Below are 14,309 nucleotides of genomic sequence, written 5' to 3'. Positions count from 1 at the left end.
AAATGGGCGAAAATATTTCTACTAGAGTAGCATATGGCCTCGCATTGGAAGAATTTGGTGATAGAGATAATGTTTATGTCTTTGATGCGGATTTGAAGAGTTGTACAATGACTCAGTATTTTTCGGAGAAATATCCGGAACGTTTTTTTAATATCGGTATCGCGGAAGCAAATATGGTTGATATAGCGGCGGGTTTTGCTACCTGTGGGGCTGTTTCTCTGGTACATACCTTTGCGGTATTCGCAGCGGGGCGTACCTATGACCAAATCCGTAACAGTGTGGCATATCCAGGATTAAATGTGAAAATAATAGGAAGCCATGCCGGCTTGACCGTAGGTGAGGACGGAGCCAGCCACCAGTGCATCGAAGATATCAGTTTGATGCGTACGATTCCAAAGATGACAGTAATTGTGCCCTGTGATTCTCATGAGACACGTTTGGCAACAAAGGCAGTTTTGGAATATGAAGGGCCATGTTATTTGAGAACCGGCCGCTGCGCCCTGGATTGCGTAACGGACAATTTTGAGAATTATAAATTTGAGATTGGTAAAGGGGTACAGTTGGCTGACGGTACGGATGTAACAATTATTGCTTGTGGCCTGATGGTTCAGGAATCATTGAAGGCAGAGAAGATTCTGGAAGCGGAAGGCATAAATGCCCGTGTAATTGATATGCATACAATTAAGCCGATTGACAGGGATATTATCATTAAGGCGGCAAAAGAGACAGGGGCTATTGTGACAGCAGAAGAGCATAATGTGATAGGAGGCCTGGGCGGTTCTGTTTCGGAAGTAATAGTTGGAACGGAACCTGTTCCTATTGAGTTTATCGGTGTGGAAGATAAATTTGGTCATTCGGGTGCTCCAAAAGAACTGCTGGAATCATTTGGTTTGACGCCAGAGCATATTGCCGCGGCGGCCAAACATGCGATTCAGCGAAAGAAATAACGGGGGTATGAAAAAAAGTCTGTAAATTGAAATCTTCTATGATAGGTTAATGAGAAAGGTAGGTGGCTGTCGTGACCACCTACCTTTACTATACGGATGCTTTTGGCTTCTGTCAAGATATTTTGGAAAGATCTATCAAATGTGGTACACTTCTGATATAAGATCATCAGGAGGTATCTCATGAAGCTAAAAACAGACGAACCCTTTGTGCCAGAAAATATCAGGGTAAAAATCAATAAACTGCAGGCTTTGCTGGATCAGGCCGCAGACTTATATAATGATATCTATGAATGGTACGACCGCGAACTGAAATCTTATAACCCGAACGCTTCCGCGGATGATGAATTGTTTGACCCTGGTACAGGCACTGTTATGGAAGGGATCGATTATCTGGCGGTCATGAAATCCCTGTCCGAACTTCAGACAGCCAACGAATGTAAAGCGTGGGAGAATTAGCCCTGCGCCCCTTCAGCCTGGCTCCCGGCGATATCCGCCCGTATCAGGGATTTAATGGCTCCCTGTACGGAGGTATCCCGGCTGTATTTCTGCTTCCTGATCCAAGCAAGGATATCGGCATCTGTCTTGTTGTTCAGTTTCAGCTTGACCTGTGTGGTATTCCACTCATCATACCTTCCCTGCGCCTCATATTTTGAAAATCCATACATGGATGACTCCTTTCCGGATAGGTGTACACCTACATCCGGGCATAGGTGTACACCTATGCCTGTGTGTACTTATTCCGGCAGTCGGCCTTCATACATGATCGACAGTTCCCCGTAAACCTGCCCCCAGTTGCGGATGGGCATTGTCCATTTCTTCGTGGCCTCAAAGGTCGCCAGATACAATGCCTTCAGAAGCGCTGTGCTGCCGGGGAATACGCTCCTCTGGCGGTTGAGCTTGCGGTAGGTGGAATTGAGGCTCTCTATGGCGTTGGTCGTGTAGATCACCTTTCGCACCTCCATTGAGAACTTAAAGATCGGCGAGACTACATCCCAGTTGTCGTGCCAGCGCTTCATAGAATTCGGATATTTCGGCGTCCACTTTTCTGTCACCTTCTCCAGCGCCTCCAGGGCTTTCTCCTCGTTCGCAGCGTGGTAGATAGTTTTCAGATCTGTGGAGAATGCTTTCCGGTCTTTGTCAGAGACATATTTGAGTGTGTTGCGTACCATATGCACGATGCAGCGCTGTTGTTCCGTCTTCGGGAATGCTGCCGATATGGCCTCCTTAATGCCCGTGAGTCCGTCTGAGCAGAGGATGAGGATATCTTTCACTCCGCGGTTCTTCAGCTCATTCAGGACAGAGAGCCAGTACTTGGAACTCTCATTTTCCCCGATTTGTATACTTAAAACTTCCTTTTTCCCTTCCAGCGTGAGGCCAAGGATGACATAGGCGGCAAGCTTGCGGATCACTCCGTTCTCCCGGACAGAATAATGGATTGCGTCAATATAGACTACCGGGTAAACCTCCTCCAGCGGGCGGTTCTGCCAGTCTTCGATCTGTGGAAGAAGCTTGTCCGTCACATCCGAAATGAAACCCTCAGAAGCCTCGAACCCATAGATATCCATCAGCGTGTCGGATATCTGGCTGGTGGTCATGCCTTTTGCATACATGGAGATGATCTTCTGGTCGATACTGGAGATATCCTTTTGCCGCTTTTTTACTACCTGTGGCTCAAACGTCGACTTCCTGTCCTGGGGCACCTGGATGTCCATGCTCCCGAAGCTGCTGTTGATTCTCTTGGGCTTGTAGCCGTTGCGGTAATCGTCGGAATCAGAACGTTCCGATTTTTCATAACCGAGGTGGTCATCCATCTCAGCCTCCATCATCTCTTTCAGGGTACTTCCCAGAAGGTCTTTCAGGGCCTCCTGGATGTCCTCAGCAGTCTGGATGTCATACTCCTCCAACAACTGATGGACAATGTTCCTTTTGCCCTCCGTCATAACTACCTTGTGTACAGGTTGCTTTTCTCTTCTCGCCATAATAATAGGCCTCCTTATGATAATAGATTTTATCATAGAAGACCTACTGCTTGATAGCTATTTACAGAAAAACTTTCATACTCCCGACACGTAAGCCAAGAAATCAGATTACTATCAATGCTTAAATTGTAATCTTATTTAAATCGAGTTATACTAGGATTTCCTTTCCTACATCACATCTTGAGATTTTAGAGTCAAACTCCGCAACCAGCATCTTATCTTTTAGATAACCTGCTTCATTCAACAAGCTTAGCGCTTTTCCCGCCTGGACCGCATTATCAAACTCACCTAGATATTTTGCTCCTTTAACAACATAAGAACCCGGGGCCAGCGGAATGATTGCCGCACCTATATCCCATACTGCAAATCCTGCATTTGCCCATGATGGATCATTCATAAATCTTACTGAACTGTCTATTGCAGATACTACATCTATAACAGTCTCTACAACGTTACCACTAGGATCGGTATAATTAAGAGGGCTGCTCTTAACATAATTATACCGGTTCAGTGTCAACGGATCTGTGATATCACCAAGGTAGCTGTCCTCACTGATGAATCCGGCTGTCTTCACGCTGTAATATCTCGCCCTTAAATACTGGGCATCCATATTGGGATTGAAGCTCTCGGCATTATAGCTGTATACGTTATTGTTCTGCGGCTTGCCAAACGTGATATCTCCAAAGGCATTATACCGGTACGACTGCCAGATATATCCATCACTTCCTGTCACACCGGTCACGCTGCCTCTTGGGTCATAGGTATAGTAGCCGGTCCAGCCAGTGAAACGCTCATTGGTCAGGCGTTCATTCCCGTAGCTGTATGCCGTATCCATTATACCATTGATATTCAGCTCCATCAACACTTCCACATGGTCACGGTTCACATCGTTGACATATTCCACCAGCTCATAATTCTTCTGCTTCCCGGTGGTCTTAATCATGTCAATCAGTTCCTGCTCCAGCTCGGATACCTCCCCATCTGCCGGGAACAGGATACCGCTCTGGTTCTGGCTCCCGCCTGTATTATTGGTGTTTCCGTTAGCATTGCCATTATTGTCATTGGTTCCTCCGGTGCTGCTGTTGCCGTTGCCATTTCCGCTGTTTCCGTTTCCGTTGTTTCCGTTTCCATTGCTTCCGTTCCCCCAGCCATAATAGTTCCCATTGCCGCCGTTCCCGTTATTGCCGTTATCATTCTTTCCGGCATAGCTGGCTGCCGCATTGCCTGGGCTTACGGCACCCGGGGCTGCATTGCCTGGTGTCGCAGTCATGGTTTGCCCATAGTCAGCGTTGGCCGTATCACTGCTGTCTGTTCCTGCCTCCTCCTGGGCTGTTACAGTCTCCTCCGGGATTCCTAAATCTTCCGCCAGGCCTCCAAGGATTTCTTCACTGAAGAGACGCTCAGCCAATGCCTGGCTTACGCCGGCACCGAGTTTCCCCGCTTCCGGCTCTTCACCGGTAAAGAATTGATTTTTCAGTCTATGCAAATGGGTACAAATATTATCCCGTCGGTTCACCAACTGGCCCAGTGTCCAATATTTATCATCCGGTATCGCATCTGGCAGTTTGTCCAGCATATTAATCAGCACCAAGGCCAGGAATACAAAGTTGGGAGAGATTACGTTTGGTAATAAACCATCGGAGTTTCCGAGGCAGGTAAGGAAGGTCAGCCGTTTTGTGACAGAAGATAAGACGGCAGTGTATGGTCTGGAAAACGCCTGCGGTTATGGCCGCGCCTTGGCTGTATGGTTGATTGAAAAAGGATTCCATGTAAAAGACGTAAATACTGCTTTGTCTTACGCCCAGAGAAAAAGTGTGCCGATGTATCAAAAAAGTGACAGTTATGATGCGGAAGCTGCATGACCGCTGTGTGGGTTTCCTTATGCAGGTCAATCCCCACATAGATGATGTTTTCTTTTCTCAGATGCCATCCTTCCTTCTTTTCCTGTCTCCATCCGTAACTGTAAATCTGCCGGCAACCTCAGCTGATAAGCGTTATGTGCCGGTTTACGCCCAGGGCTACGGCCATCGCAAGGGGGAATAAGCCTACCCATTTCCACAACCTACGAACTTTACAGGTGATTCCTTCCGGAGAGAAACCTCTCTGGAAGTGTGTCGTATGTTACCTCTGGTGACAGATAGATTCAAGTCTTTTCCCGGTCCATTTTTCGATTTGTGTAAGGTGCTTCATCTATGGAACGGTTATTTGTTCCATTGTGGTATCGACTTCCGCACAAGCTGAAAATATTATGAAGCGGATGACAGAGGAAGAATGGATGACAGGTCTGCGGCGTGAAAGACGGCGTCCGGGCTATGAAATTTATCAACAGCCTATAACAGCAGAAAGAAAACACACCGTTCAGATCCATCATGGAGTGGCCGGTGTGTCTGTCTTGCTGAGATTTTTCTGGTGTGTTTCCACCCCCTTAAAACCCCCGGGTGTGCGCCATTGTAACATAGCGTCAGGGGGACTGTCAATTTCGATTCCCTTGCGTTTTTCTTACTGAAAACTTACTTGCCATGAATTTCAAAGGGTCGAACGTGTCTTACGTGGGTGGCTCGGCGGTACCCAGTTTTTCCAGTGTTCCGTATTCTGCCACCCGACGCCTCTAAAACTACCGCTGAAAATGAGAAGGGCCAATATGAAACAAAGGCATTTCTCCCCAAATCAGCCAATATGGCCAGGGTCGAAAAGTGTGCAAGTTAAAGAGGTTATGCTGGAAAACGCATAACCTCTGAGGACATCGCCCGGCAAAGCCGGGCGAATAAATACTCAATCATCATAACTATGCTTTTGATACATCAAATCAGTTTTAGTAGCTGCTTTTTCAAGCATCTCAATACCAACTGTGCTCTTAAGGATACTTTGGGTTTTTGAAAAATCAAAACCAAATTTTGTCTGGTAAAATCGTAAAAAATCAATTGCTGCGTTTATAATATTTTGACTATTAAGAAGGGATGCATCATTTCGATCTTTCCAATCATTATACACAGCTTCATCCATTGGTTTACCATCTTCCCACAATTCAGGAGATATTGACCCTAAGAACCCTCCTAAGTCATTTTCTGGGCATTGATCATAGCACTGATCTAAAATATAGAAAAACATTAAGAACGATTGCATTTCTTTCATATTTTCTCCTTATCATGGCTTTTTCAGACCTGTATCTGGATTCCACGGTTTCGGTGTATTATTAACTCCACCCTCAAAAATATTTCCATTTCTTGATTCTACCCATACTTGGCTTCCATCGCTCTGAGTCTTTGTATACCATTCATTTCCATACTTGTCGGTTCCGCGGAAATTTGCAGAATCATTGGCAACCTCTTCCAGTAATGCTCTATTTTCTGGCGTATCTGGAATATGCCCCTCTGCATCTCTAAAAATGTGTCCTGTTGTTGAATCATTATCAGGTATTTTATTCTTTTTAGAGTCAGACTCCCCCTTATTCGGTCCTCCTTGTCCATTCATAGCAAGAACACCAGCCAATGCACCTTCCGCTACCATATTTCCGATATTCTCTGCTACACCGGCATATCCACCAGACAATTCTACCTCTACTAAATAACCCTCTGGCGTTACAATTGTTCCAGTAGCTACTCCACCGCCTCCTGCTACTAAACCTCCTAACATTTTGTCCGCGTTGTTAGCTGCTACCATATACTGTATAATATACAGCATCTCTCCATCAATCGTTCCGTCACGGTACGCCACATAATCGAAATTATCTATACTGTTTATCAGTTCAGCTATATGGGCGTTCATCTCCGCATCGGATGTTATATTATCACCTCCGAACATCAACATGAACATATTTGTCATTTCAGTCTCTTTGGTATAGAAGGTTACTTTTGCACCTACTACCCAGTTCTCACAATAATTCTTTATTTCCTTTCCCTTATCTATCACCTGATTTACTGCGTTCTCTACCGCGGTCTTGAATCCAACACTGCTTGTCTGTTTCGGCAGACCCCGCCCATAACTGTCATGTGATGCTGCATACGACGGAATTGGATTATTTCCACTATCATTAGCCTGATAGTTGGCCGCATAACTGGATATTGCTTGATTTCCGCTCGGATCTATATAATTTAACGGACTGCTCTTCACATAATTATACCGGTTCAGTGTCAGCGGATCTGTGATATCACCAAGGTAGCTGTCCTCACTGATGAATCCGGCTGTCTTCACGCTGTAATATCTCGCCCTTAAATACTGGGCATCCATATTGGGATTGAAGCTCTCCGCATTGTAGCTGTATACATTGTTATACTGCGGCTTTCCAAATGTAATGTCACCAAAGGCATTATACCGGTACGACTGCCAGATATATCCATCACTTCCTGTCACACCTGTCACGCTGCCCCTTGGGTCATAGGTATAGTAACCGGTCCAGCCGGTAAAGCGCTCATTGGTCAGGCGTTCATTCCCGTAGCTGTATGCCGTATCCATTATACCATTGATATTCAGCTCCATCAACACTTCCACATGGTCGCGGTTCACATCATTGACATATTCCACCAGCTCATAATTCTTCTGTTTCCCGGTGGTCTTAATCATGTCAATCAGTTCCTGCTCCAGCTCGGATACTTCGCCCGCCACCGGGAACAGGATGCCGCTCTGGTTCTGGCTCCCGCCTGTATTATTGGTGTTTCCGTTAGCATTGCCATTATTGTCATTGGTTCCTCCGGTGCTGCTGTTGCCGTTGCCATTTCCGTTGTTGCCGTTTCCGTTTCCATTGTTTCCGTTCTCCCAGCCATAATGGTTCCCATTGCCACCGTTCCCGTTATTGCCGTTATCATTCTTTCCGGCATAGCTGGCAGCCGCATTGCCTGGGCTTACGGCACCCGGGGCTGCATTGCCTGGTGTCGCAGTCATGGTTTGCCCAGAGTCAGCGTTGGCCGTATCACTGCTGTCTGTTCCTGCCTCCTCCTGGGCTGTTACAGTCTCCTCCTGGATTCCTAAACCTTCCGCCAGTCCTCCAAGGATTTCTTCACTGAAGAGACGCTCAGCCAATGCCTGGCTTACGCCGGCACCGAGTTTCCCCGCTTCCGGCTCTTCACCGGTAAAGAATTGATTTTTCAGTCTATGCAAATGGGTACAAATATTATCCCTTCGGTTCACCAACTGGCCCAGTGTCCAATATTTATCATCCGGTATCGCATCCGGCAGTTTGTCCAGCATATTAATCAGCACCAAGGCCACGGCTTCCGCATCATAACTGTCACTTTTTTGATACATCGGCACACTTTTTCTCTGGACGTAAGACAAAGCAGTATTTACGTCTTTTACATGGAATCCTTTTTCAATCAACCATACAGCCAAGGCGCGGCCATAACCGCAGGCGTTTTCCAGACCATACACTGCCGTCTTATCTTCTGTCACAAAACGGCTGACCTTCCTTACCTGCCTCGGAAACTCCGATGGTTTATTACCAAACGTAATCTCTCCCAACTTTGTATTCCAGCATGACCGCTGTGTGGGTTTCATTATGCAGGTCAATCCCCACATAGATGATGTTTTCTTTTCTCAGATGCCATCCTTCCGTAAGCGTCAAATAAGAACGTGTAGTGAAATATTTGGCGTTCTCTTGTAAACTTGGGGTTAGAGTTTTTAGAGTTCCCTCCCAAAACTCTAAATCCAGATAAAGGAGAATACCAATGGACATTTCCGCTTTAACTCCGGATAAACAGGTAAAACTTCAGTACTGGCTGGACGTGATCCGGCAATGCAGAGCCTCCGGTCTAACAAACCAGGCATGGTGCGAACAACATCATATCTCCCTAAAAAGCTATTACTACTGGATCGCAAAGATCCGGAAACTGGCGCTTGAAGAACTGCCCCGAAAGAGTCATGGATGCAGGCCGGTCATGGAGCAGACTGCGTTGATTCCGGATGCGGCTCCGGAATTTACGGAGGTATCCCTTCACGGCAGGCAGGATCCCTGTGCCGCTCCTGCAGCAGTACTCCGTGCCGGTACGGTGACTGTTGACCTCTTTGAAGATACGCCCCGCGAGTTGCTGGAGACCATTCTGAAAGCGGTGAGATCATGTTAGGTGACCTCTCCCGGGTGGAAAAGATCTATCTGCGCACCGGGTACACAGATATGAGAAAACAGCTGGACGGTCTGGTGGATATCATCCAGTACAGCTTTCAGCTTGACCCTTACAGCAATTCCCTGTTCCTTTTCTGCGGGAAACGGGCGGACCGGATCAAGGCAGTCCATTATGAAGGGGACGGCTTCTGCCTGTTCTATAAGCGCTACGAAAACGGCCGCCTCCAATGGCCGCGGACGGGCGAAGAAGCCAGACAGATCTCCCACCAGCAGCTCCGCTGGCTGCTGGAGGGCCTGAACCCGGAGCAGCCAAAAGCGGTCCGCAGCTGGGTTCCCCCGAAGCCTGAAAACCCCGGGAATTCCTTGTAAATGCTGGAAAATCCTGCTGTTTTATGGTATAATGAATTTATCAGAACAGGAAGGTTTTCAGCCCATGCAGGATACAGAGCAGGAGTACCAAAAGCAGATCAAAGAACTGGAACAGCAGGTCCGGCTCCTTAGGGAGCAGGTTGATTTCCTTACCCGTAAACTTTATGGAATAAAATCAGAGAAGACGTCTGCCCTTGAAATAGAGGGACAGATGTCTCTTTTTAATGAAATGGAATCCTGTGCTGAGCCGGATGCCCATGAGCCGGATCTGGTGGAGGTCGAAAAACATCTGCGTAAAAGGAAATATGCCGGCCAGCGGGAAAAACTGATAAAAGACATTCCCCGCAGCAAAGTGCTCCACACGATCGATGAAAGTGAACAGATCTGTGAGAGATGCGGAGGTACCATGGTAAAAGTTGGTGAGGAGTTTGTGCGTACCGAGGTACAGTTCATCCCTGCCAGCCTCAAAGTGGTTGACCATTACCGGGAAACCTATGAATGCAGGGCATGCCGCAAAAACGGGACGCCTTATATGGAGAAATCCCCGGTGCCCCATCCTCCGGTCATGCACTCCCTTGCATCTGCTTCCACGATCGCATGGCTTGTCCATCAGAAGTTTGAACTGGGCATCCCCTTATACCGTCAGGAAAAGGAATGGGAAGCCATGGGGCTGTCTTTAAGCAGGGCAACGATGTCAAACTGGCTCCTGGCCGTCTGCCGGGACTGGCTTTCCCATGTGGTCTCCCATCTCAGACGGGAACTTCTAAAGCAGGGATATCTGCATATCGACGAGACCCACGTGCAGGTGCTGAAGGAACCAGGGAGGAAGAACACTTCGGATTCCTATATGTGGGTGTACTGCAGCACCAGGGACAGCAAACGGCCGGTCCGGTATTTTGAGTACCAGCCGGGGAGGGGTGGGAAATATCCGGAAACATTTTTAAAAGGCTATACCGGATATATCCATACGGATGCTTATTCCGGGTATAATGGGGTGAAAGGGGTTACGAGATGTCTGTGTTACACACATCTGCGCCGCGCTTTTGTGGACGCGCTGCCAAAAGACATCCATGGCCCGGAAGCCTCAAAACCTGCGGAAGCAGTCATTCGTCTGAATAAACTGTTTGAGATAGAAAAGGAACTGGACGGCCTTCCCCCGGAACAAAAGAAAAAAGAACGACTTGACCGCGAGAAGCCGCTCCTCGAGGCTTTCTGGTCGTGGGCAGAGATAAGCTCTGCCGGGGAATTGCCAAAGTCGAAGCTCCATACCGCTTTCCAGTATGCCCTGAACAACCGGCAGGAGTTCTTCAACTATCTTGGGGATGGAAACTGCTCCATCAGCAATTCCCTTGCGGAGAACTGTATCCGCCCCTTTGTGATCGGCCGGAAGAACTGGCTGTTTGCCGGAAGTCCGAAGGGTGCTGCCGCAAGTGCGGGAATCTACACCCTGGTAGAAACAGCCAAAGCCAACGGCCTGGATGCAATGAAATACATCAAGTATATCCTGGCAGATATGCCGGGGAGTAGATTTCTCGAAAATCCGGAATATCTGGATGACTATCTGCCATGGGATCCCATGGTACAGGAACGTTGCCGATAACCACTGCCCTTTTAGTATAGAGGGTTAGTGGTTATTTTTCTATCCACCATCTTATTTGACGCTTACGATCTTATATCAGAAGTGTACCACATTTGATAGATCTTTCCAAAATATCTTGACAGAAGCCAAAAGCATCCGTATAGTAAAGGTAGGTGGTCACGACAGCCACCTACCTTTCTCATTAACCTATCATAGAAGATTTCAATTTACAGACTTTTTTTCATACCCTCATCGGCAGTGTTCTTTTTTTCTGTTCTTCTTTCTGCAATATCTGTGTTTCCAGGGCATAGAAAACGGTGTGTTTTTACCCCCTTAAACCCCCGGGTGTGCGCCATTGTACCATGGAACTATCCGAAGTGTCAATTTCAATTCCCTTGCGTTTTTTTTACTGAAATCTTACTGACGAATGAATTTCAATGGGTCGAAAAAGGATGAAAATCGTTATTCATGGGTGGCTTGGCGGCACCCAGCTTTTGTGGTTTTCAGAATTCTGCCACCCGGCATCTCTAAAGCATCGCTGAAAACATGGAATTCGCTGGGTGGAAAAGCCGGAATTTGTTATGCTGGATGCCCTTGTTTTTTGAATAACTTTCTCCGGGTTTCCAGAAAAACTTATACCAGCAGACAGCGCAGATACTGCTGAGACCCACGGTTTTAAGGCATTTCCCGGCTTTTGGCAAGAAAAACCTTTAATTCAGTCAGGCTCAATCATCGAATATCATTTATTTACTGAAAAACAGAGCAGCTTTCCGTCCGAACACCGATACCCTATCTCTACCCGCCATTCTCTTACCCCTGTAACGCACCGTGACCGCCCGTGTGCCAGCTTTAAGGCCCACCTCGGAAAGATGTACCATGAGGCAGGTATTTTGGCTTTCTGGCTCGATGTGTATCAGGAAGATTTTCCTCCAAATCAAGCGGAATTGTCAGGGTCGAAAAGTGTGCGGGTTAAAGGCCGGGTGGCTTGATGCCACCCAGCCGGAGGACATTACCCGACAAAGCCGGGCAAGTAATTTGAATGGCTAAAAAATATAACTCAACCCTGTTCCATTTTAAAATCCAAGTAAACAATTTATATCTTTTTGTAATTTCATATGATTTATATTAGATATATTAATCGGTTCCTTTTGTAATCTAATGTAATACCCACTATTAATCTCTATACATTCAAAAACCTTTTTTCGTATTTCGCTAATTGGTAAATCATTAACAATATCTTCACCCCAATAATTTATATCAAAAATTGAAGTTGGAGAGTTATTAATCTTATCATAATATGTATCGAACATACTACTATTACTCCTACTTGTAATACAGCCATAAAAAGGGGCAAATACACTCACTAATTTTTTAAATACCTCCGATAATTCATCAAATTTTTCTACGCTTTGTTCTTTATAATCAAAATTTAAATCTAACACTATAGTATTTTGAAACTTGGCTTTGGAAACGCCTATACTTATTGAAATACCTACAGATTCATCATCATTTAATGATGTAAAAAAAGATATTTTTGAGCCCAATTCCTCAAACTGTTTATCTCGTTTTTTAGTAATCAGTTTCTCCACATTATCAAGAGTTAATTCAAATTCTGTGGTATTCTTTTTTCTATTAGCTGTTAGGTATTTAGGTCTAAGATAAGACACTTGACTTAAAGTAGATAATATATCAAATACTTGTTTTGTTTGAGTGTCTATCTTGTTATTGTTAGCTTTGGCCCATAATATCATTGTGTATGTATCAATCATATTTTAACTCCTTATTGCATTGGTTTAAGTATTAACTCGATATCTGTTATACCTTCATTTTTAAACAGATCTTTTACAGCATTTAATGACACCTCATCATTAAAGAACCATTGTATTTTAGTGCCATTTGCCGCATTTAATTGCCGGTTCGCTTGGCTTATTAAAGATTCTTTACCATTAAACCAAGTTTGAAATTTTCCAGTTGTTTTATTTACGAACTGTGAATAATTTCCTTTCGCTTCCATGAGTATGCCGTTTTTAAATCCATCAAATTTGACATCATTTACTTTATAAACCATACCATCTTCAGCACCAGTGACAAACTTTTGATAATTTCTGGATGCGTCACTCATCGCTTCATTAGTCTTTTCCCAAACTCCAGGTCCACTTTCCCCCTTAAATGTTTTATTGAACCAACTTTTAAGGCTCTCATATGCCTTCTTTGATTTCTCTGCAATGGATGCTTGAAGGGAATCAAGGAAATATCCTGCCTTATAAAATGCCACTCCCAGCCCCATGAGCACTGACCCTGTCTTAAAATAACCTTCCATATCTTCAAAGTTCTTATCATATTGGCTGCATAAGTCTTTGACCTCGGATGGCAATGAATCCAAATCCAGATTCTGACGTTCTGTGACGTCAATATTATATTTTGTTTTTAGAGTCCTGGCTATATCTGCACTGCTGATTCCTTTTTCGAGAACCCCTCCTATAACCATACCAACAGCCCCACCTGCCATCCCAGCCCCAATTACGGCTAGGACAGGTGCTGAAGCAGGTGCCGTCAGTACAACCAATGCTACACCTGCTGTAACCCCCATAAATGCGCCTTGATTATCATTTATACAAGAGTTGATGATTGAACAGGCTGCTTCCGTATTTGCCTTCTTTGTTATGTCATAGGATGCATTACTGTCATTTGCCACCGGTATATCACCTGTATGGACATATTTGCTAGGTGGTGTAAAGATATCTAAACCAGAGTGTCCACTCGGATCCATATAATTCAAAGGGCTTCCCTTAACGTAATTATATCGGTTCAGTGTCAATGGGTCTGTGATATCTCCCAGGTAGCTGTCCTCACTGATGAACCCGGCTGTCTTCACGCTGTAATATCTCGCCCTTAAATACTGGGCATCCATATTGGGATTGAAGCTCTCCGCATTGTAGCTGTAGACATTGTTATACTGCGGCTTGCCAAACGTGATATCTCCAAAGGCATTATACCGGTACGACTGCCAGATATATCCATCACTTCCTGTCACACCTGTCACACTCCCCCTTGGGTCATAGGTATAGTTGCCGGTCCAGCCAGTGAAACGCTCATTGGTCAGGCGTTCATTCCCGTAGCTGTATGCCGTATCCATTATACCATTGATGTTCAGCTCCATCAACACTTATCCCCACTGTGGGACTAAAACTAAACGGATTCATGATTACCGCTTTCAAGAGGTACAGGATACCCCCTTATAGGGTAAACAGGTAATACTGGCTCTTCGTTAACGGCACTATCTCTTCCCCTCCTGCAGCAAATGTTTCAACGGAATCCTACTCTCTCCTGCCCAGCTACCACCGCAGGCTTGCATTCTACATTGTTTCCCAGCTTCGCCA

General features: G+C 45.7%; 13 protein-coding genes. 6 read left to right on the top strand and 7 right to left on the bottom strand.

Features of this window, described 5'->3' with window-relative positions; all coding sequences use genetic code 11:
* Positions 1-2: 2 nt before the first annotated feature.
* Together LA360_RS17440 and LA360_RS17435 are read left to right on the top strand one after the other, a co-directional pair.
* Positions 3-947, top strand: coding sequence for a transketolase family protein (locus tag LA360_RS17440; RefSeq protein ID WP_022202364.1), 945 nt, complete (start codon positions 3-5; stop codon positions 945-947).
* Between the two features lie 180 nt (positions 948-1,127).
* Entirely contained in the window at positions 1,128-1,403 is a 276-nt protein-coding gene (locus tag LA360_RS17435; protein WP_057571260.1) for a hypothetical protein, read from the top strand.
* On the opposite strand, the gene LA360_RS17430 is transcribed toward LA360_RS17435, so the two are convergent.
* The 3 genes from LA360_RS17430 to LA360_RS17420 all read right to left on the bottom strand — a co-directional run bounded on the left by LA360_RS17430 (position 1,400) and on the right by LA360_RS17420 (position 4,412).
* Entirely contained in the window at positions 1,400-1,612 is a 213-nt protein-coding gene (locus tag LA360_RS17430; protein WP_057571261.1) for a hypothetical protein, read from the bottom strand. The two genes, LA360_RS17435 and LA360_RS17430, sit on opposite strands and share 4 nt — an antisense overlap.
* A gap of 69 nt (positions 1,613-1,681) precedes the next feature.
* Positions 1,682-2,887: an IS256 family transposase gene (locus LA360_RS17425; RefSeq protein WP_174713906.1), complete on the bottom strand. Its 1,206-nt coding sequence runs from the start codon at positions 2,885-2,887 to the stop codon at positions 1,682-1,684.
* Positions 2,888-3,074: 187 nt separating this feature from the next.
* The gene (locus LA360_RS17420) at positions 3,075-4,412 is read right to left on the bottom strand and encodes an RHS repeat domain-containing protein (RefSeq protein ID WP_225537597.1); all 1,338 of its coding nucleotides are present in this window, start codon (positions 4,410-4,412) and stop codon (positions 3,075-3,077) included.
* A gap of 190 nt (positions 4,413-4,602) precedes the next feature.
* On the opposite strand from LA360_RS17420, the gene LA360_RS17415 reads away from it, so the two are divergent.
* Complete coding sequence (locus LA360_RS17415) at positions 4,603-4,788, top strand: hypothetical protein (protein WP_174517522.1); 186 nt, start codon at positions 4,603-4,605, stop codon at positions 4,786-4,788.
* Between the two features lie 910 nt (positions 4,789-5,698).
* Here LA360_RS17415 and LA360_RS17410 read toward each other — a convergent pair.
* Complete coding sequence (locus tag LA360_RS17410) at positions 5,699-6,058, bottom strand: hypothetical protein (RefSeq protein WP_170321181.1); 360 nt, start codon at positions 6,056-6,058, stop codon at positions 5,699-5,701.
* A gap of 12 nt (positions 6,059-6,070) precedes the next feature.
* Positions 6,071-8,437: an RHS repeat-associated core domain-containing protein gene (locus tag LA360_RS17405; protein ID WP_112481438.1), complete on the bottom strand. Its 2,367-nt coding sequence runs from the start codon at positions 8,435-8,437 to the stop codon at positions 6,071-6,073.
* Between the two features lie 149 nt (positions 8,438-8,586).
* On the opposite strand from LA360_RS17405, the gene tnpA reads away from it, so the two are divergent.
* The 3 genes from tnpA to tnpC all read left to right on the top strand — a co-directional run bounded on the left by tnpA (position 8,587) and on the right by tnpC (position 10,950).
* Positions 8,587-8,982 (top strand): IS66 family insertion sequence element accessory protein TnpA, encoded by a 396-nt coding sequence (gene tnpA / locus LA360_RS17400; protein ID WP_057571583.1) that lies wholly within the window; start codon positions 8,587-8,589, stop codon positions 8,980-8,982.
* Positions 8,983-8,996: 14 nt separating this feature from the next.
* A complete protein-coding gene (tnpB, locus tag LA360_RS17395; protein WP_166433513.1) occupies positions 8,997-9,350 on the top strand; it encodes an IS66 family insertion sequence element accessory protein TnpB in 354 nt (117 codons plus the stop codon).
* Positions 9,351-9,414: 64 nt separating this feature from the next.
* Positions 9,415-10,950 (top strand): IS66 family transposase, encoded by a 1,536-nt coding sequence (gene tnpC, locus LA360_RS17390; RefSeq protein ID WP_112481437.1) that lies wholly within the window; start codon positions 9,415-9,417, stop codon positions 10,948-10,950.
* Between the two features lie 1,052 nt (positions 10,951-12,002).
* Here the strand turns inward: tnpC and LA360_RS17385 are convergent.
* Positions 12,003-12,698, bottom strand: coding sequence for a hypothetical protein (locus tag LA360_RS17385; protein ID WP_089774438.1), 696 nt, complete (start codon positions 12,696-12,698; stop codon positions 12,003-12,005).
* Between the two features lie 11 nt (positions 12,699-12,709).
* Positions 12,710-14,089, bottom strand: coding sequence for a Tox-REase-5 domain-containing protein (locus LA360_RS17380; RefSeq protein ID WP_225537596.1), 1,380 nt, complete (start codon positions 14,087-14,089; stop codon positions 12,710-12,712).
* Positions 14,090-14,309: the final 220 nt, after the last annotated feature.

The organism is Enterocloster clostridioformis (genome assembly GCF_020297485.1).
Lineage (GTDB): Bacteria > Bacillota > Clostridia > Lachnospirales > Lachnospiraceae > Enterocloster > Enterocloster clostridioformis.
Note: the sequence above shows the minus strand (reverse complement) of the source record. Positions and strands in the feature narration are given on the sequence as shown.

Coding starts and splice junctions, on each gene's coding strand:
- LA360_RS17440 (WP_022202364.1), top strand. CDS start 3: ATGGGCGAAAATATTTCTACTAGAGTAGCATATGGCCTCGCATTGGAA.
- LA360_RS17435 (WP_057571260.1), top strand. CDS start 1,128: ATGAAGCTAAAAACAGACGAACCCTTTGTGCCAGAAAATATCAGGGTA.
- LA360_RS17430 (WP_057571261.1), bottom strand. CDS start 1,612: ATGTATGGATTTTCAAAATATGAGGCGCAGGGAAGGTATGATGAGTGG.
- LA360_RS17425 (WP_174713906.1), bottom strand. CDS start 2,887: ATGACGGAGGGCAAAAGGAACATTGTCCATCAGTTGTTGGAGGAGTAT.
- LA360_RS17410 (WP_170321181.1), bottom strand. CDS start 6,058: ATGAAAGAAATGCAATCGTTCTTAATGTTTTTCTATATTTTAGATCAG.
- LA360_RS17405 (WP_112481438.1), bottom strand. CDS start 8,437: ATGTGGGGATTGACCTGCATAATGAAACCCACACAGCGGTCATGCTGG.
- tnpA (WP_057571583.1), top strand. CDS start 8,587: ATGGACATTTCCGCTTTAACTCCGGATAAACAGGTAAAACTTCAGTAC.
- tnpC (WP_112481437.1), top strand. CDS start 9,415: ATGCAGGATACAGAGCAGGAGTACCAAAAGCAGATCAAAGAACTGGAA.
- LA360_RS17385 (WP_089774438.1), bottom strand. CDS start 12,698: ATGATTGATACATACACAATGATATTATGGGCCAAAGCTAACAATAAC.
- LA360_RS17380 (WP_225537596.1), bottom strand. CDS start 14,089: ATGGAGCTGAACATCAATGGTATAATGGATACGGCATACAGCTACGGG.